General features: G+C 65.4%; 16 protein-coding genes. 8 read left to right on the top strand and 8 right to left on the bottom strand.

Annotated features, from left to right (window positions below; genetic code table 11):
* Positions 1 to 6: 6 nt before the first annotated feature.
* The 7 genes from F3J44_RS24980 to F3J44_RS24950 all read right to left on the bottom strand — a co-directional run bounded on the left by F3J44_RS24980 (position 7) and on the right by F3J44_RS24950 (position 8,188).
* Positions 7 to 1,020 (bottom strand): chemotaxis response regulator protein-glutamate methylesterase, encoded by a 1,014-nt coding sequence (locus tag F3J44_RS24980; RefSeq protein ID WP_167060134.1) that lies wholly within the window; start codon positions 1,018 to 1,020, stop codon positions 7 to 9.
* Positions 1,017 to 3,329 (bottom strand): hybrid sensor histidine kinase/response regulator, encoded by a 2,313-nt coding sequence (locus tag F3J44_RS24975; RefSeq protein ID WP_167276987.1) that lies wholly within the window; start codon positions 3,327 to 3,329, stop codon positions 1,017 to 1,019. The genes F3J44_RS24980 and F3J44_RS24975 overlap by 4 nt, the downstream gene beginning before the upstream one ends.
* Positions 3,326 to 3,994, bottom strand: a complete 669-nt coding sequence (locus F3J44_RS24970; protein ID WP_205300174.1) for a chemotaxis protein CheW — start codon at positions 3,992 to 3,994, stop codon at positions 3,326 to 3,328. Before F3J44_RS24970 ends, F3J44_RS24975 begins: the two co-directional genes overlap by 4 nt.
* On the bottom strand, positions 3,991 to 5,235 hold the full coding sequence (locus tag F3J44_RS24965; RefSeq protein ID WP_167276984.1) for a protein-glutamate O-methyltransferase CheR: 1,245 nt from the start codon (positions 5,233 to 5,235) through the stop codon (positions 3,991 to 3,993). Before F3J44_RS24965 ends, F3J44_RS24970 begins: the two co-directional genes overlap by 4 nt.
* Positions 5,232 to 5,741 carry a chemotaxis protein CheW gene (locus F3J44_RS24960; RefSeq protein WP_167276981.1) on the bottom strand — a complete coding sequence of 170 codons (510 nt, stop codon included), beginning with the start codon at positions 5,739 to 5,741 and terminating at the stop codon, positions 5,232 to 5,234. The genes F3J44_RS24965 and F3J44_RS24960 overlap by 4 nt, the downstream gene beginning before the upstream one ends.
* A 9-nt stretch (positions 5,742 to 5,750) precedes the next feature.
* The gene (locus tag F3J44_RS24955; RefSeq protein ID WP_167276979.1) at positions 5,751 to 7,373 is read right to left on the bottom strand and encodes a methyl-accepting chemotaxis protein; all 1,623 of its coding nucleotides are present in this window, start codon (positions 7,371 to 7,373) and stop codon (positions 5,751 to 5,753) included.
* A 128-nt stretch (positions 7,374 to 7,501) separates the two neighbouring features.
* Positions 7,502 to 8,188 (bottom strand): tellurite resistance TerB family protein, encoded by a 687-nt coding sequence (locus F3J44_RS24950; RefSeq protein WP_167276976.1) that lies wholly within the window; start codon positions 8,186 to 8,188, stop codon positions 7,502 to 7,504.
* A 217-nt stretch (positions 8,189 to 8,405) separates the two neighbouring features.
* Here F3J44_RS24950 and ydcS point away from each other — a divergent pair, with 217 nt between their 5' ends.
* From ydcS to F3J44_RS24915, 7 genes are all read left to right on the top strand, one after another.
* Positions 8,406 to 9,557, top strand: a complete 1,152-nt coding sequence (gene ydcS, locus F3J44_RS24945; protein ID WP_167060150.1) for a putative ABC transporter substrate-binding protein YdcS — start codon at positions 8,406 to 8,408, stop codon at positions 9,555 to 9,557.
* Positions 9,558 to 9,687: 130 nt separating this feature from the next.
* On the top strand, positions 9,688 to 10,728 hold the full coding sequence (locus F3J44_RS24940; RefSeq protein WP_167276973.1) for an ABC transporter ATP-binding protein: 1,041 nt from the start codon (positions 9,688 to 9,690) through the stop codon (positions 10,726 to 10,728).
* Between the two features lies 1 nt (position 10,729).
* Complete coding sequence (locus F3J44_RS24935) at positions 10,730 to 11,632, top strand: ABC transporter permease (RefSeq protein WP_167060156.1); 903 nt, start codon at positions 10,730 to 10,732, stop codon at positions 11,630 to 11,632.
* Positions 11,622 to 12,428: an ABC transporter permease gene (locus F3J44_RS24930; protein ID WP_167276971.1), complete on the top strand. Its 807-nt coding sequence runs from the start codon at positions 11,622 to 11,624 to the stop codon at positions 12,426 to 12,428. Before F3J44_RS24935 ends, F3J44_RS24930 begins: the two co-directional genes overlap by 11 nt.
* Before the next feature lie 17 nt (positions 12,429 to 12,445).
* Positions 12,446 to 13,870: a gamma-aminobutyraldehyde dehydrogenase gene (locus tag F3J44_RS24925; RefSeq protein WP_167276968.1), complete on the top strand. Its 1,425-nt coding sequence runs from the start codon at positions 12,446 to 12,448 to the stop codon at positions 13,868 to 13,870.
* Between the two features lie 177 nt (positions 13,871 to 14,047).
* Positions 14,048 to 14,254 carry a type II toxin-antitoxin system HicA family toxin gene (locus F3J44_RS24920; RefSeq protein WP_370526360.1) on the top strand — a complete coding sequence of 69 codons (207 nt, stop codon included), beginning with the start codon at positions 14,048 to 14,050 and terminating at the stop codon, positions 14,252 to 14,254.
* On the top strand, positions 14,251 to 14,583 hold the full coding sequence (locus F3J44_RS24915) for a type II toxin-antitoxin system HicB family antitoxin (RefSeq protein ID WP_167276965.1): 333 nt from the start codon (positions 14,251 to 14,253) through the stop codon (positions 14,581 to 14,583). The genes F3J44_RS24920 and F3J44_RS24915 overlap by 4 nt, the downstream gene beginning before the upstream one ends.
* A 9-nt stretch (positions 14,584 to 14,592) precedes the next feature.
* Here F3J44_RS24915 and F3J44_RS24910 read toward each other — a convergent pair whose 3' ends face one another.
* Entirely contained in the window at positions 14,593 to 15,699 is a 1,107-nt protein-coding gene (locus F3J44_RS24910; RefSeq protein WP_167276963.1) for an NADH:flavin oxidoreductase/NADH oxidase, read from the bottom strand.
* A gap of 686 nt (positions 15,700 to 16,385) precedes the next feature.
* Between F3J44_RS24910 and F3J44_RS24905 the strand changes: the two genes are divergently transcribed.
* The gene (locus F3J44_RS24905; protein WP_167276960.1) at positions 16,386 to 16,655 is read left to right on the top strand and encodes a DUF3077 domain-containing protein; all 270 of its coding nucleotides are present in this window, start codon (positions 16,386 to 16,388) and stop codon (positions 16,653 to 16,655) included.
* Positions 16,656 to 16,795: the final 140 nt, after the last annotated feature.

Here is a 16,795-nt window from a genome sequence, read left to right as displayed (position 1 = left end):
ATATCGTCATTTTGCGAAGAGTTCCATCAAGCGCCCGGCGATTCGCTCCAGCGGACGGATTTCCACCGCCGCGTCAATCGCGGCGGCGGCCTTGGGCATGCCGTAGACAGCGCTGCTCTGCTGGTCCTGAGCGATGGTCAGAAAGCCTTGCTGGCGCATCAGTTTCAGGCCCTGGGCACCATCGCGGCCCATGCCGGTGAGCAGCACGCCCACCGCCTCGCCGGTCCAGTAGCGCGCCACGCTCTCGAAGAACACATCGATCGAGGGCCGGTAGATTTCGTTGACAGGTTCGGCAGTGTAGGCCAACTGGCCGTTCTGCAGCAGGCGGATATGGTGGTTGGTGCCGGCCAGCAGTACCTGCCCCGGCTGCGGCGGCTCGCCCTCGCGGGCCAGGCGCACGGGCATGCCGCTGGCACTGGCCAGCCATTCGGCCATGCCGGCGGCGAACACCTGGTCGACATGCTGAACCAGCACGATCGAGGCCGCAAAGCCCCGTGGCAGCCCCTTGAGCAGCACTTCCAGAGCTGCCGGGCCGCCCGCCGAGGAGCCGATGGCCACCAGGCCGCTGCGCTGCGACGCCTCGCGCAGGGGCGTTGCGACGGTTTTGCTGGCGCTGGGACGCTGCTGGCCGATCAGCCAGCTGATGTTGAGGATCTTGCGCAGCAACGGCGCCGCCGCCTCGCGGGCATCGCCTGCGCCCAGGGCCGGCGTGTCGACCACATCCAGGGCGCCATGGCCCATGGCCTCGAATACCCGGTGCACGTTCTGCTTGCGGTCGACGGTGACGATGACGATGGCGCAGGGGCTTTCGGCCATGATGCGCCGGGTGGCCTCGATGCCATCCATCACCGGCATGATCAGGTCCATGAGAATCAGGTCGGGGGTGTGCTCGGCGCACTTGCGTACCGCCTCGGCGCCGTTGCTGGCCACCCAAACCACCTGGTGCGCCGGCTCGAACGCCAGCGCCCGGCGCAGTGCCTCTACCGCCATGGGCATATCGTTGACGATGGCGACCTTCATCCCTGCGCCCCTCCGATCAGTTCGACCACGGCGTCCAGCAGCGCATCATCATGGAAGCTGGCTTTTGCCAAATAGTAGTCGGCCCCGGCATCCAGGCCACGCCGGCGGTCTTCTTCACGGTCCTTGTACGACACCACCATCACCGGCAGGGCCTGCAGGCGTTGGTCGCGGCGCACCAGGGTGACCAGCTCGATACCGTCCATGCGCGGCATGTCGATGTCGGTGATCAACAGGTCGAAATCTTCGCCGCGCAGGGCATTCCAGCCGTCCATGCCATCCACCGCCACGGCCACGTCGTAGCCGCGGTTGCTGAGCAGCTTGCGCTGCAGTTCGCGCACGGTGAGCGAGTCGTCGACCACCAGCACGCGCTTGCGGCTGACCCCGCGGGCACCTTGGCCGCCACGCTCGATGCGTTCCAGGCGGCCGGTGCTGAGCAGCTTCTCCACCGAGCGCAGGAGGTCTTCGACGTCGATGATCAACACCACCGAGCCGTCGTCGAGCAAGGCGCCGGAGGAGATGTCCTGGACCTTGCCCAGGCGCGGGTCCAGGGGCATCACCACCAGCACCCGCTCACCGACCAGGCGCTCCACTGCCACCCCGTACAGCTGCTCACGCTCACGGATCACCACCACCCGCAGGCTGCTGGCCTCGCCGTGCCCGGCGGGGCGGTTGAGCAACTGGCTGGCAGCCACCAGGCCGATATGCCGGCCCTCGTGCCAGAAGTGCTGGCGGCCCTCGATCTGCACGATGTCGTCGGCGGCCACCTCCAGGGTGCGCTCGATATGCGCCAGCGGGAAGGCATACGCTTCGCCTCCCACCTCCACCACCAGGCTACGCACCACCGACAGCGTCAGCGGGACTTCCAGGTGGAAGCGGCAGCCCTGGCCGGCAACCTGGCTCAGCACGATGGCGCCGCGCAAGTCGCGGACCATGTGTTGCACCGCATCCAGCCCCACGCCACGCCCGGACACCTCGGTGACCCGGTCGCGCAGGCTGAAACCCGGCAGGAACAGGAAGGTCAGCAGCTCGGCCTCGCTCATCTGCGCCACCGTCTCGGCCGGCGACAGGCCGCGCTCGACAATGCTGCGCTGCAGGCGCGCCAGGTCGATGCCGGCGCCGTCATCGATCAGCTCAAGGATCAGCATGCCAGCCTGGTGCGAGGCGCGCAGGCGGATCGTGCCCTCCTCCACCTTGCCAGCCAGCAGGCGCTGTTCGGGCTGTTCGATGCCGTGGTCGACGGCATTGCGCAGCAGGTGGGTCAGCGGCGCCTCAAGCTTTTCCAGCACATCGCGGTCAACCTGGGTCTTGTCGCCCTCGATTTGCAGCCGTACCTGCTTGCCCAGCGAGCGGCCCAAGTCGCGCACCATGCGGCTCTGGCCGGCCAGCACATCGGCGAACGGGCGCATGCGGCAGGCCAATGCGGTGTCGTACAGCAACTGTGCACGCTGGCTGGCCTGCCAGCCGAAGGCATCGAGGTCGGCAGCCTGCTGCTGCAGGGTCTGTTGGGTTTCGGCCAGCAGCCGTTGGGTCTGGGCCAGTGCTTCGAGCACTTCCAGGCTCTGGCCGCTGCTCTCCAGCTGCGCCTTCAGGCCGTCGAGGGCACGCATGCCCTGGCCGTGCATGCGCTTGAGGCGCTGCAGGGTGGCCAGGTAAGGCTTGAGCCGCTGGGTTTCGACCAGCGACTTGCTCGACAGGTCGAGCAGGCTGTTGAGGCGGTCGGCGGTCACCCGCAACACCCGCTCGCCACCTTCGCCGCCCCGTTTGCCCGGCTTGTGGGGCGCCACGGGCGCGGTTGACGCCGTGGGCTCAGGTTCCAGCGCCAGCTCGGGTTCCGGGGTAACCGGCACAACCGGCGGCACAGGCGCAGGCTTCGGCGCCTCGACATGGGCAATGGGCGCAGCAGGAGCGACAGGGGCGGCAGCTGGGTCCAGCAGGCTGGCCATGTGCACCAGGAAGCCCGGCACGGCCGCCTCGCCATTCGGATCACCCGGCGTAGCGATGTGCAGCAGCAGGTCGGTGCCGCGCAACAAGGCATCGATGTGCTCGGTACGCAGCCGCAGGCGGCCTTCCTGGGCGGCGACCAGGCAGTCTTCCATCACATGGGCGACGCTGACCCCGGCATCGATGCCGACGATGCGCGCCGCGCCCTTGAGCGAGTGGGCCGCACGCATGCACGCTTCCAGCTGGTCGGCCAGGGTCGGGTCGCGTTCCAGTGCCATCAGGCCGGTGCTGAGCACCTGGGTCTGCGCCTCGGCCTCTAGGCTGAACAGTTCGAGCAGCGAGGCGTCGCGCATTTGCTCCGGGGTCATGACAGGCTCCGTTGCACGGCAGACAGTAAGTAATGGTCGTCCAGCACGCGCACGCTGCGCCCGCGCCACTGCAGCACGGCCGCCGTGAAGGGTGCGGCCTCTTCGGCAGCGCCCAGCCGTTCGGGTGCCAGGCGGTGGATGCCGTCGATCTCGTCCACCGCCATCACCACCGGCCCACCCGCCGCGGCGAGAATCAGCATGCGCGGCATCGCCCGGCCGCTGCGGGCCTGCTCGGGCAAGCGCTCAACGCCCAGCAGGTCGCCCAACGACAGGCACGGCACCAATGCGCCGCGTACGTTGGCCACCCCTTGCAGCACCCGCGAGCGCTGGTGTGGCAGGGAGTGCACCGGCTGCAGCGGGGCGATCTCGGCCAGGCAGGCGGTGGCCAGCGCCAGCCACTCCTCACCCAGGCGGAACAACAGCAGCGAACGGCCGCTGGCGGTTTGCTCCGGCGCCGGGGCAGGTGCCTGGTCGTCCTCGACCAGGGCATAGCGGTCGAGCAAGCGGGTGGCCGCTGCGGCCTGCACTTCGCAGTTACGGCAGTGAATGTGCCGTTCCAGCAGCGGGCACTGCTTGTTGCCATGCACGCCGATGCGGTTCCAGCAATCGTCGATGCGCTCACTGTCCTCGGCGAGCAGTTCGATGGTGCTTTCGACATTCATCATTCAGCCCCCCGGCCGGCACGCGCCGCACGCGCCTGCAGGCGCCGGGCGCCGGCCTCGTCGCCCTGGGCCGCCAGCAAGGTGGCCAGGTGCAGCAGGGCCTCGGGGTGCTGAGGTTCCAGGTACAAGGCCTTGCGGTAATGGGTGAGCGCCTGTTGCGCATCGCCTTCGGTATCGCTGAGCAGCCCCAGCCAGTAATACACCTGCGCCTTGGGCGGGAACTGTTGCAAATAGCGCTGGCAACTGGCGCGAGCCTGGGCACTGTCGCCAGCATTGGCCTGGCGGGCGATGTCGGCGAGCAGCTGGCTTTCGCTTTCGCCTTGCCCCCTTGGCGGGGCAACGGCCACCGGGGCCGGCATCGGTCGCGCAGGCGGCGCTGGCACGGGCCTACCCGGCGCCGCCGGGGCTGGCCGGCTGGCCAGGGGCCGCACGGGCGCAGCTGGCGTTGCCTCGGCCTGGCGCACGTAGGCGAAGGACTGGGCGATGCCCAGGGGCCGCATGCCCAAGCGCGCCAGCAGGCTGCCTTCGGCCGGGCCGATGAACAGCACGCCGTGGGCGTTGGCCAGCCCCTTGAGCACTTCGAATACCCGTTGTTGGGTTGGCACGTCGAAATAGATCAGCAGGTTGCGGCAGAACACGAAATCGTACTGGCCATTGCGGCTGGCCAGTGCCGGGTCGAGCACGTTGCCCACCTGCAGGCTCACTTGCCGGCGCACCCGCTCGTCGAGCACGTGGTTGTCCGCGAACACCTGGAAGTGCCGGTCACGAAACGCAAGGTCGGTGCCGCGGAACGAGTTGCGCCCGTATTCGGCTTGCACGCCTTTGGCCACGGAACTTGGGCTGATGTCGATGCCGTCGATGTGGAACGCCCCTGGGCTGATGCCCGCATCGAGCAGGGCCATGGCCAGGGAATAAGGTTCCTCGCCAGTGGAGCTTGGCAGGCTGAGCAAGCGCAACGGGCGTTCGCCCGCCAGTTCAGCCAGGCGCTTGTGGGCCAGGCCAACCAGGGCGGTGAACGACTCGGGATAACGGAAGAACCAGGTTTCCGGAACGATCACCGCCTCGATCAGCGCCAGTTGCTCATCCGCCGACTGCTGCAGGCGCAGCCAGTAGTCGTCGAGGTCGGCAGCCGCCAGGGCCGCGCAGCGCTGACGCAAAGCGCGCTCGACCATCGGCACCCCCACCGATTCGACATCCAGGCCAATACGCTCTTGCAGGTAACGGAAGAAACGTTGCTCGTTCATGCCATCACCTGGCCGGGCTCGGCGGGAAACAGCAGCTCGCGCACGGCCTCGGGCAGCAGGTCATTCACCTCGATGCGCTGCAGCAGGCCCTGGGCATCCTGGCGAACCGGGCCCAAATAGGGTGCCTGGCCATTGTCCAGGCCATACGGCTGGAATTCCTCGGGAGCGCAGCGCAGGGTATCGGTGGCCTGCTCCAGGATCAGGCCCAGCACCTGCTGCTGGCAGTAACGCACCAGTACCAGGCGGGTGCTGGTGCGCTCGGCGGCCGGCTGGGCGAAGCTCAACGCGCACAGGTCGACCACCGGCACCAAGGCGCCACGGTGGGCGAGAATACCGGCCACCCAGGCCGGCGCCTGGGCAATCGGCTTGAGCGGGCGACGCGGCAACACTTCGATCACTTCGTGAACATCCAGGGCGAAGCGCTGGCCGCCCAGGCGAAACTGCAGGTACAGCGTACCCTTGGCGCTGGCCGCCTCGGGCGCATGGGAATGCAGGTGCAGGTCCATGGCGGGCGGTCAGACCTTGAACCGCGATACACCACCGCGCAAGCCTGCAGCCACCTGGCTCAGCTCGTCGATGGCGAAGCTGGCCTGGCGCAGCGATTCCACGGTCTGGGTGCTGGCATCGCTGAGCTGGACCAAGGCCTGGTTGATCTGCTCGGCACCGGTGGCCTGGGCCTGCATGCCTTCGTTGACCATCAACACGCGCGGCGCCAGTGCCTGCACCTGGTGAATGATCTGGCTCAGTTGCTCGCCCACCTGCTGCACCTCGAACATGCCGCGGCGCACCTCTTCGGAGAACTTGTCCATGCCCATCACCCCCGCCGACACCGCCGACTGAATCTCGCGCACCATCTGCTCGATGTCGTAGGTGGCCACGGCGGTCTGGTCGGCCAGGCGGCGCACCTCGGTGGCGACCACGGCAAAGCCGCGGCCATATTCACCGGCCTTTTCCGCTTCGATGGCCGCGTTGAGCGACAGCAGGTTGGTCTGGTCGGCCACCTTGACGATGGTCACCACCATTTGCGTGATGTTGCTGGCTTTCTCGTTGAGGATGCCCAGCTTGGCATTGACCAGGTCGGCGGCGCCCATCACCTGGTGCATGGTTTCTTCCATGCGCGCCAGGCCTTGCTGGCCGGAGCCGGCCAGGCTCGACGCCTGGTCCGCCGCACTGGTGACCTCGGTCATGGTGCGCACCAGGTCACGCGAGGTGGCGGCGATTTCCCGCGAGGTGGCGCCAATCTCGGTGGTGGTGGCGGCGGTTTCGGTGGCGGTGGCCTGCTGCTGCTTGGAGGTGGCGGCGATTTCGGTCACCGAGGTGGTCACCTGCACCGACGAGCGCTGGGCCTGGGCCACCAGGTTGGCCAGGGCCTCGGCCATTTCGTTGAAGCCGCTTTCGATGGCGCCGAACTCGTCCTTGCGGTCCAGGCTCAAGCGCATGCTCAGGTCGCCCGAGCGCAGTTTATCCAGGGCATGCACCACCCGCTGAACCGGCGCGGTGATGGCGCGCATCAGCAACAGGCCGCAGATGCCGGCGGCAACGATGGCCAGCAGCAACGACACCATCATGCTGCCCTTGGCAGTGCTGACGGCGCTGACGATCTCGTGGGTAGCAGCGTCGGCAGATTCGCGGTTGCGCTCAATCACCGTGTTCAGGTGCTTGCGGCCCTCGACCCAAGCCGGCGTCAACTCCACGGTAATCAACCGCTCGGCCTCGGCGTACTGGCGTTGCCGGTAGGCCTGAAGCACTTCGCCCACCAGCCTGAGGTAGTTTTCCTCAAGTTTGACGAAGGTGTCGAAGCTGGCCTGGTCATCGCTGGACTGGATGGTGGCCTGGTAGCTCGCCATGTGCTGCTTGAGGCGGTCGTCGAAGCTTTTGAACAGCTCCATGTCGGCCGAGGTGATCTCGCGGTGGCTGGACAGCCCGACCAGCTGCTGGCTGGTGACGTAGCTGTCGACCCAGGCGCTGCGGATCATCGAGCTGTAGTAGACCCCTGGAATGCTGTCGGTGCCTACCGCTTCCTCGGCGCTTTCGATCGTTACCAATCGCGAGTAGGCCGCCACGATCATCAGCAGCATGATGGCGATGATCACGGCGAAACTTGCCAGGATCCGTTGGCGCAACGTCCAGTTTTTCACATTCAGCCCTCAGGAATTCACAACGAGCGGGAAAAATCGCCGAAGTATAGCCCAGGCTTCCTACGCTTTTGCGGCTGAAATGCGAGGTAATCTGGCCTGATTTCCGAGAAAACAGGCCATTTGCCACTTCACTGGCCTGCAGCGAGCCGTACCTGGGCCTCCAATTCCTGGCGCAGGGCCGGCTCCAGGCGCAACTGGCGGGCCAATTCGTCCAGGTAGGCGCGCTCCATGAAGTTTTCCTGATCGACCATCATCACGCTGGCCAGGTACATCTCGGCCGCCATCTCCGGCGTTTGCGCGGCGCGGGCGACCTCGGCCGGGTCCAGCGGCTTGTTGAGTTCATCGTGCAGCCAGTGCTGCAGCTCGCGGTCGTTGTCCAGGCGGGTGAACTCGCCTTCGATCAGAGCCCGTTCGCGCTCGTCGATATGGCCATCGGCCTTGGCCGCCGCCACCAGTGCCCGCAGCACGGCCTGGCTGTGCTGCTCGGCCTGGGGCGCGGGCAGGCGGTCGAGGGTTTGCGGTTCGGCGCCCTGCCCCGCGCCCTGGCTGGCCTGCCAGTTGCCATAGGCCTTGTAGGCCAGCACACCGAGGGCTGCCAGGCCACCATAGGTCAGCACCTTGCCACCGTATTTGCGCGCCTTCTTGTTGCCCAGTAGCAAACCGATGGCGCCCGCCGCCAGGGCACCGCCACCGGCCCCCGAGAGCAGGCCGCCCAGGCCGCCAGCATTGCCTGATGGCTGGCCGGAAGCGGGCTGTTTGTTCAGCAATTGCTGGCCGGACTTGAGCAACTGGTCGAGCAGGCCCCGGGTGTTCATGCGCGCGTCTCCAAGCGTTGAGAGGGAACGGCCAGCGTAAGGCTTGCCGGTGTTGCAGCCACCTGGGGATTTGCTTCGGGATGTTGCGTTGGCCTGGCAAAAGCCGACTAGACTCGAAATCGCCAAGCCCTGCACCTGCGCACTACGCTTATAACGATTGCACCACTGCTTGCTGGATGACTGCCCCGACCAAGATTTCCAATAAAGAGGGAACACCATGTCAGTGCACAAGACCCTATTGCTCGGCGCCGCCACTGGCGCATTGCTGGCCGGCGCCAGCCTGCAGGCCGCCGAATTGCCCAAGGCGCTCGGCGCCGGCGAAGGCCAGCTGGATATCGTTGCCTGGCCCGGCTACATCGAGCGTGGCGAAAGCGACAAGGCCTACGACTGGGTGACCGGTTTCGAGAAGGAAACCGGCTGCAAGGTCAGCGTCAAGACGGCCGCCACGTCCGATGAAATGGTCAGCCTGATGAGCAAGGGCGGCTACGACCTGGTGACCGCCTCCGGCGACGCCTCGCTGCGCCTGATCGTGGGCAAGCGCGTGCAGCCGATCAACACCGCGCTGATTCCCAACTGGAAGAACATCGACCCGCGCCTGCAGAACGGGGGTTGGTACGTGGTCGACAAGCAAGTCTATGGCACCCCGTACCAGTGGGGGCCGAACGTGCTGCTGTACAACACCGACACCTTCAAGCAAGCGCCCACCAGCTGGGGCGTGGTGTTCGAACCGCAGAACCTGCCCGATGGCAAACCGAACAAAGGCCGGGTGCAGGCCTACGACGGGCCGATCTACATCGCCGACGCAGCGCTCTACCTCAAGGCGGCCAAGCCCGAGCTGGGCATCAAGGACCCCTACGAGCTGAACGAAGCCCAGTACAAGGCCGTGCTCGACTTGCTGCGCCAACAGCACCCGTTGGTGCACCGCTATTGGCACGACGCCACGGTACAGATGAGCGATGTGAAGAACGAAGGGGTGGTCGCGTCCAGCTCCTGGGGCTACATGGTCAACGGCTTGAAGGCAGACAAACAGCCGGTGGCCTCGACCATTCCACAGGAAGGCGCGACCGGCTGGGCCGACACCACCATGCTGCACAGCGAGGCCAAGCACCCCAACTGCGCCTACAAGTGGATGGACTGGTCGCTGCAACCGAAGGTGCAAGGCGACGTGGCGGCCTGGTTCGGCTCGCTGCCGGCAGTACCGGCGGCGTGCACCGGCAGCGAGCTGCTGGGGGCCGATGGGTGCAAGACCAACGGCTTCGACAACTTCGACAAGATCGCCTTCTGGAAAACCCCGCAGGCCCAGGGTGGCAAGTTCGTGCCCTATAGCCGCTGGACCCAGGACTACATTGCGATCATGGGTGGGCGCTGAGGTCGGTTGAGGCCTGTACGGCCCTTTCGCGGGGCAAGCCCGCTCCTACAAGGAGATGCGATACCTGTAGGAGCGGGCTTGCCCCGCGAAGAGGCCGGCACAGGAGAGAGAAGTCCCCAGGAGCCCACACATGCCCCTAGCCGTCCAGTTCACCCAGGTTTCCCGCACCTTCGGCGAGGTCAAGGCCGTCGACCACGTCAGCATCGACATCGAAGATGGCGAGTTCTTCTCCATGCTAGGCCCTTCCGGCTCGGGCAAGACCACCTGCCTGCGCCTGATCGCCGGCTTCGAACAACCCAGCAGCGGCTCCATTCGCATTCATGGCGTGGAGGCGGCCGGCGTGCCGCCCTACCAGCGCGACGTGAATACCGTGTTCCAGGACTACGCCCTGTTCCCGCACATGAATGTGCGCGACAACATTGCGTACGGCCTCAAGGTCAAGGGCGTGGCCAAGCCCGAGCGCCTGGCGCGTGCCGAGGAAGCACTGGCCATGGTCGCCCTGGCCGGCTACGGTGAGCGCAAGCCGGCGCAGTTGTCCGGTGGCCAACGCCAACGGGTGGCCCTGGCCCGCGCCCTGGTCAACCGGCCACGGGTGCTGCTGCTCGACGAGCCGTTGGGCGCACTGGACCTGAAGCTGCGCGAGCAGATGCAGGGCGAGCTGAAGAAGCTGCAACGGCAACTGGGCATCACCTTCATCTTCGTCACCCACGACCAGACCGAGGCCCTGTCGATGTCCGACCGGGTGGCGGTGTTCAACCGAGGCCGCATCGAGCAGGTCGATTCGCCGCGCAACCTCTACATGCAGCCCGCCACCACCTTCGTTGCCGAGTTCGTCGGCACCTCCAACGTGATCCGTGGCGAGCTTGCCGAGCAGCTCAGTGGCCAGCGTGCGCCGTTTTCCATCCGCCCTGAACATATCCGCCTGGCGGCCCAGGCCAGCCCAGGGCAGGACGTGCAGGTCAGCGGCCTGCTGCGCGACATCCAGTACCAGGGCAGCGCCACCCGTTATGAGGTGCAACTGGCCGGCGGCCAGCTGCTGGCCGTAAGCCACGCCAACGACCGTTGGCAGGCGCAGCCCCTGCCCTGGCAAACCGGCCAGCAGGTTGAGCTGCACTGGCCACGGGAAGCGATGACGGCGCTGCAGGAAAGCCTGCCGGGCGAGGGCCGCTGACATGCGTGGCCTGGCCAACCTGTTGTACCGGCGCCCCAACCTGTACCTGGCGCTGCTGCTGATTCCGCCGCTGACCTGGTTCGGCGCGATCTACCTGGGCTCGCTGCTGAACCTGCTGTGGCAGGGCTTCTACACCTTCGACGACTTCACCATGGCGGTGACCCCGGACCTGACCCTGGGCAACTTCGCCGCCCTGTTCAACCCGTCCAACTTCGACATCATCCTGCGCACCCTGGCCATGGCCGTGGCGGTATCGCTGGCCAGCGCAGTGCTGGCGTTCCCCATCGCCTACTACATGGCGCGCTACACCCGGGGCAAAACCAAGGCGTTCTTCTACATCGCGGTAATGATGCCGATGTGGGCCAGCTACATCGTCAAGACCTACGCCTGGACCCTGCTGCTGGCCAAGGGTGGTGTGGCCCAGTGGTTCATCCAGCAACTGCACCTGGAGCCCCTGCTGCAGGCCGTGCTGGCGGTGCCGGGGGTCGGCGGCAGCACGCTGTCGACCTCGCACCTGGGGCGGTTCCTGGTGTTCGTGTACATCTGGCTGCCGTTCATGATCCTACCCATCCAGGCCGCCCTGGAGCGCCTGCCGCCCTCGTTGCTGCAGGCCTCGGCGGACCTCGGCGCGCGCCCCGGGCAAACCTTCGTGCAGGTGATTCTGCCGCTGTCGATCCCGGGCATCGCCGCCGGCTCGATCTTCACCTTCTCGCTGACCCTGGGCGACTTCATCGTGCCGCAGTTGGTCGGCCCGCCGGGTTACTTCATCGGCAGCATGGTCTATGCCCAACAGGGGGCGATCGGCAACATGCCGATGGCGGCAGCCTTTACCCTGGTGCCAATCGTGCTGATCGCCGTGTACCTGGCCATCGTCAAACGCCTGGGGGCCTTCGATGCACTCTGAACAAGCGTCCGTCGGCCTGCGCCTGGCCGCCTGGGGCGGGTTGGTGTTCCTGCACTTCCCGATCCTGATCATCGTGCTGTATGCCTTCAACACCGAAGACGCCGCATTCAGTTTCCCGCCCAAGGGGTTTACCCTGAACTGGTTCGCCGTGGCCTTCGCCCGCCCCGATGTGCTCGAAGCCATCAAGCTGTCGCTGCAGGTGGCGTGCCTGGCCACGCTGATTGCCCTGGTGCTCGGCACCCTGGCCTCGGCGGCGCTGTACCGGCGCAATTTCTTTGGCAAGGAAAGCATTTCACTGATGCTGATCCTGCCCATCGCCCTGCCCGGCATCATCACCGGTATCGCCCTGCTGTCGGCGTTCAAGACCCTGGGCATCGAGCCTGGGGTGTTCACCATCGTGGTGGGCCACGCCACGTTCTGCGTGGTGATCGTCTACAACAACGTCATCGCCCGCCTGCGGCGAACCTCACAGAGCCTGATCGAGGCGTCGATGGACCTGGGCGCCGACGGCTGGCAGACATTTCGCTACATCATCCTGCCCAACCTCGGCTCGGCGCTGCTGGCCGGCGGCATGCTGGCCTTCGCCCTGTCGTTCGACGAGATCATCGTCACCACCTTCACCGCCGGCCACGAGCGCACCCTGCCGATCTGGCTGCTCAACCAGCTCAGCCGCCCGCGCGACGTGCCGGTGACCAACGTGGTCGCCATGCTGGTGATGCTGGTGACCATGCTGCCGATTCTCGGCGCCTACTACCTGACCCGCGGCGGTGAAAGCGTCGCAGGCAGCGGCAAATGACCTTCAAGGAGCCCTTCATGCAAACGCACATGCTGATCAACGGTCGCCTGGTTGCCGGCGACGGCCCCACCTGGACCGTGCTCAACCCGGCCGAGGGCAGCGCCCTGGCGCAGATCAACGAGGCCACCGAGGCCCAGGTGGACACCGCCGTGCGCGCCGCCGACCTAGCTTTCGACAGTTGGTCGCAAACCAGCCCCAAGGAGCGTTCGCTGGCCCTGCTGGCGCTGGCCGACCTGATCGAGGGCCATGGCGACGAACTGGCCCGGCTGGAGTCGCAGAACTGCGGCAAGCCGTTCTCCGCGGCGCTGAACGATGAAATTCCGGCCATCGCCGACGTGTTCCGCTACTTCGCCGGCGCCGCCCGCTGCCTGGGCGGCTCGGCGGCCGGGGAGTACCTGCAGGGCCACACCTCGATGATTCGCCGCGACCCGCTGGGGGTGATCGCCTCCATCGCCCCCTGGAACTACCCGCTGATGATGCTGGCATGGAAGATCGCCCCGGCCCTGGCGGCCGGCAACACCGTGGTGATCAAGCCGTCCGAGCTGACTCCGCTGACGGCCCTGCGCCTCGGTGAGCTGGCCAAGGACCTGCTGCCGCCGGGGGTGCTCAACATTCTTTTCGGCCGCGGCCAGACGGTCGGCAATCCGCTGGTCACCCACCCCAAGGTGCGCATGGTGTCGCTGACCGGCTCGATCCCCACTGGCGCGCACATCATCGGCAGCACTGCCGCCAGCGTGAAGCGCATGCACATGGAGTTGGGTGGCAAGGCGCCGGTACTGGTGTTCGACGATGCCGACATCGACGCGGCCATCGACGGCATCCGCACCTTCGGTTTCTACAATGCAGGCCAGGACTGCACCGCCGCCTGCCGCCTGTACGTGCAGAACGGCATCTACGAGCGCTTCGTCGAGCGCCTGGGCAAGGCGGTGTCCAGCCTCAAGCCTGGCCTGCAAGATGCCGAGGACACCGAGCTTGGCCCCCTGATCAGCGCCCAGCATCGCGACAAGGTGGCCGGCCTGGTGCAGCGCGCCATCGCCCAGCCGCATATCCGCCTGGTGACCGGTGGCAAGGCCATTGCGGGCGAGGGTTTCTTCTTCGAGCCGACCGTGCTGGCCGATGCGCTGCAGGATGACGAGATCGTGCGCAACGAGGTGTTCGGCCCGGTGGTGTCGGTGACCCGCTTCAGCAACGAGGACCAGGCCCTGGAATGGGCCAACGATTCCGACTACGGCCTGGCCTCTTCGGTATGGACCCGCGACACCGGCCGCGCCCATCGCCTGGCGGCGCGGCTGCAGTACGGCTGCACCTGGGTGAACACCCACTTCATGCTGGTCAGCGAAATGCCCCACGGCGGGCAGAAGCATTCGGGGTATGGCAAGGACATGTCGATGTATGGGCTGGAGGACTACACCTGTGTGCGGCATGTGATGATCAAGCACTGATAAAAGCCGTGTGCTGGCCGTGTGTTATGCCCACGGTCGGCGCGCTGCCCGTCCTGCCAAGACCATTCACTCAAGCAATGACTCATTGTCCTACAGATTAACGATCGACTGGTATCATATTCTGATACCATGAATAATCACCAACGATCGACCCTTGAAGCCATTTTCAGGAAGCCGGTGCCCAAGTCACTGGAGTGGGTACGCCTGGAATCATTTCTGATCTCGATGGGCGCCTCGATGATCGAAGGTCGCGGATCGCGCGTGCGTTTCGAGCTCAACGGCGTAATTGCCACGTTCCATCGGCCTCACCCCGACAAGGACGCCAAATCCTACCAGGTGCGAAGTGCACGCCAGTTCCTGGAACAGGCAGGAGTAATACCATGAATGTCATGACCTACCGTGGGTACGCAGCGCGTATCGAATACAGTGACGAAGACCAGCTGCTCATCGGCTATGTTGCAGGCATACGAGATGTGATCGGCTTTCATGGCGAGTCAATCAATGAGCTGCGCCAGGCGTTCGAAGAGGCTGTGGATGATTACCTCGAAACATGCGAGAAACTCGGGCGGGCGCCCCAGAAAGCATACTCTGGAAAGCTGAGCCTGCGCCTGGAGCCAGCCCTCCACGCCAGTGTGGCAGCCAAGGCCGAGCTGGCGCAGGTGAGCATCAATCAGTGGGTGAGCGACATCCTCAGCCAAGCCGCTTACAGCTGAAGCGAACGGTCAATCGCGCAAATCCGACTCATGAATCGGGTTCGCCCGGCTGGTTGCGCGCTGGTACTGCGCAGGCCAAGTGGCCTTGTTGCCGCCCAGGTCATCATCGGCGTGCAGTGGCCAGTACGGGTCGCGCAGCAGTTCACGGGCCAGGAAAATCACATCGGCCTGGCCGGTACGCAGAATGTGCTCGGCCTGGGCCGGCTCGGTAATCATGCCCACGGTGCCGGTGGCGATCTCCGCCTCCTTGCGCACGCGCTCGGCGAAGCGGGTCTGGTAGCCAGGGCCGGTAGGAATCTCCGCGTTGACCGAGGTGCCGCCAGACGACACATCGATCAGGTCGACGCCCAATACCCGCAGGCGACGGGCCAGTTCGACGGTTTCATCGGGGTTCCAGCCATCCTCCACCCAGTCAGTGGCCGACACCCGCACGAACAGCGGCAATTCGGCAGGCCACACCTGGCGCACTGCCTCCACCACCTGCAGGGTCAGGCGAATGCGGTTTTCGAAGCAGCTGCCGTATTCGTCGCGGCGCTGGTTGCTCAGCGGCGAGAGGAACTGGTGCAGCAGGTAGCCATGGGCCGCGTGGATTTCCACGACCTTGAAGCCGGCTTGCAGGGCGCGCTCGGTGGCCGCGACGAACGCGGCGATCACGTTCTTTATCTCGTCCTGGCTCAATTCGCGCGGCGGGGTGTGCTGTGGGTCGAAGGCAATCTTCGACGGGCCCACCGGCTGCCAGCCACCGTCCTCAAGCTTGACGCTGCCCGGTTTGCCCAGCCACGGCCTGTAGGTGCTGGCCTTGCGCCCGGCATGGGCCAGCTGGATACCCGGCACGGCGCCTTGGGCGGTGATGAAGCGGGTGATGCGTTGCAGCGGGGCGATCTGCGCGTCGTCCCACAGGCCGAGGTCTTCGGCGGTGATACGGCCATCGGCGGTGACGGCGACCGCTTCACTGATCACCAGGCCCGCACCGCCAACGGCACGGCTGCCCAGGTGAACGAGATGCCAGTCGTTGGCCAGGCCATCGACGGCGGAATACTGGCACATCGGCGATACGGCGATGCGATTGGGCAGGGTCAGCTGACGCAGGGTGTAAGGCTCAAGCAGCAAGCTCATGAGGGCACCTCCCAAGGACTCCAATGGTGATCCGGCCCGGACACTCAAGTGCACATCCCTGGCCCGGTGCCGGTCATTAACCAGACTAGACCAGATTGGTGGGGGGGATGGTTCAACAGCCATGCGCCCGCGCTGGACGGCGAAACCGGTGAAAGCGCTGATGCGCTCAATTCTGGCGAAGGTTTCAGACAGTTCCTACCCCCTAGCGCTGGTGAAGCCCAGGGTGAAGAAATACCCTACAAGTCCTGTCGGCTCACGTCTGATTGTTCCTGGGGTCCTCGTTCTTTAGCCTTTGTTGGTCGCCAACATTGCGGCGTCCGGGGGTGGAATCCCGATCAATTACTGAGTGGCTGTCGTCATGGCAGTTGTGCGCGGGAGGCCGCAAGGCCTACCGGGTTTACTCGTAGCCTGGATTCCACTCCGCGTACAACTGCCGCCCTTCCGTGTGGAATCGGAGGTCGGCGAATTCAGTAGCCATACGAGTCGTTGATATGAAAAAGACAGTCCCAGATCCGCCCATCATTTCGCTTTTCCTTCAGATCACACCGTCGCCTGCGGCATCAACAAGCGCTTTGTCCCAGTTGATCATTGCCTATAACCATTGAGGTTGGATTTGCTGGCCTCTTCGCGGGTAAACCCGAGAGGCGGCCTGGACCGGCGTTCGAGACATGTCAGGAGAGACACAAGTGACCACAGACAACATGAAATTCACTGTTGGCAAAACGACTTTCTTCCAGGGCGAGAACCAGAGCCACCCGCTGTTTCGAATTGAGCCTGGGATTCCCTGTAGAGATGCCCGCGAACAGGCCTCTGAATTGATGGGCTATGTGAGGGAGTTGACCATCGTCGGTTTGATGGATGAGAAGCCTATGATGATCTGGGCATCGCACTACCTCAGTGCGATGGCCAAAGCATTGATGGATGATGCTGAATTGGGAATGAGGGCAGGTCTTTGACTGAAGATTGATAACGCCTGGGAGATCGAGCGCCGCTTGGGCGGCGCATCGCGAGCTTTGCTCGCTCCTACCAAGCAGCGGTTAGGCTGGGCTTGCGGTGCCCCAACCCGTTGGATGGCACCGATTTCCCCGGCGTTTGT

The sequence above is a fragment of the Pantoea sp. Tr-811 genome (assembly GCF_011752535.1).
Taxonomy (GTDB): domain Bacteria; phylum Pseudomonadota; class Gammaproteobacteria; order Pseudomonadales; family Pseudomonadaceae; genus Aquipseudomonas.
This window is presented reverse-complemented; position numbering and strand designations above follow the sequence as displayed.

What these genes read in the sequence shown, in the direction of transcription:
- F3J44_RS24980 (WP_167060134.1), bottom strand. Translation starts at nt 1,020, where the DNA reads ATGAAGGTCGCCATCGTCAACGATATGCCCATGGCGGTAGAGGCACTG.
- F3J44_RS24975 (WP_167276987.1), bottom strand. Translation starts at nt 3,329, where the DNA reads ATGACCCCGGAGCAAATGCGCGACGCCTCGCTGCTCGAACTGTTCAGC.
- F3J44_RS24970 (WP_205300174.1), bottom strand. Translation starts at nt 3,994, where the DNA reads ATGATGAATGTCGAAAGCACCATCGAACTGCTCGCCGAGGACAGTGAG.
- F3J44_RS24965 (WP_167276984.1), bottom strand. Translation starts at nt 5,235, where the DNA reads ATGAACGAGCAACGTTTCTTCCGTTACCTGCAAGAGCGTATTGGCCTG.
- F3J44_RS24960 (WP_167276981.1), bottom strand. Translation starts at nt 5,741, where the DNA reads ATGGACCTGCACCTGCATTCCCATGCGCCCGAGGCGGCCAGCGCCAAG.
- F3J44_RS24950 (WP_167276976.1), bottom strand. Translation starts at nt 8,188, where the DNA reads ATGAACACCCGGGGCCTGCTCGACCAGTTGCTCAAGTCCGGCCAGCAA.
- ydcS (WP_167060150.1), top strand. Translation starts at nt 8,406, where the DNA reads ATGTCAGTGCACAAGACCCTATTGCTCGGCGCCGCCACTGGCGCATTG.
- F3J44_RS24940 (WP_167276973.1), top strand. Translation starts at nt 9,688, where the DNA reads ATGCCCCTAGCCGTCCAGTTCACCCAGGTTTCCCGCACCTTCGGCGAG.
- F3J44_RS24935 (WP_167060156.1), top strand. Translation starts at nt 10,730, where the DNA reads ATGCGTGGCCTGGCCAACCTGTTGTACCGGCGCCCCAACCTGTACCTG.
- F3J44_RS24930 (WP_167276971.1), top strand. Translation starts at nt 11,622, where the DNA reads ATGCACTCTGAACAAGCGTCCGTCGGCCTGCGCCTGGCCGCCTGGGGC.
- F3J44_RS24925 (WP_167276968.1), top strand. Translation starts at nt 12,446, where the DNA reads ATGCAAACGCACATGCTGATCAACGGTCGCCTGGTTGCCGGCGACGGC.
- F3J44_RS24915 (WP_167276965.1), top strand. Translation starts at nt 14,251, where the DNA reads ATGAATGTCATGACCTACCGTGGGTACGCAGCGCGTATCGAATACAGT.
- F3J44_RS24910 (WP_167276963.1), bottom strand. Translation starts at nt 15,699, where the DNA reads ATGAGCTTGCTGCTTGAGCCTTACACCCTGCGTCAGCTGACCCTGCCC.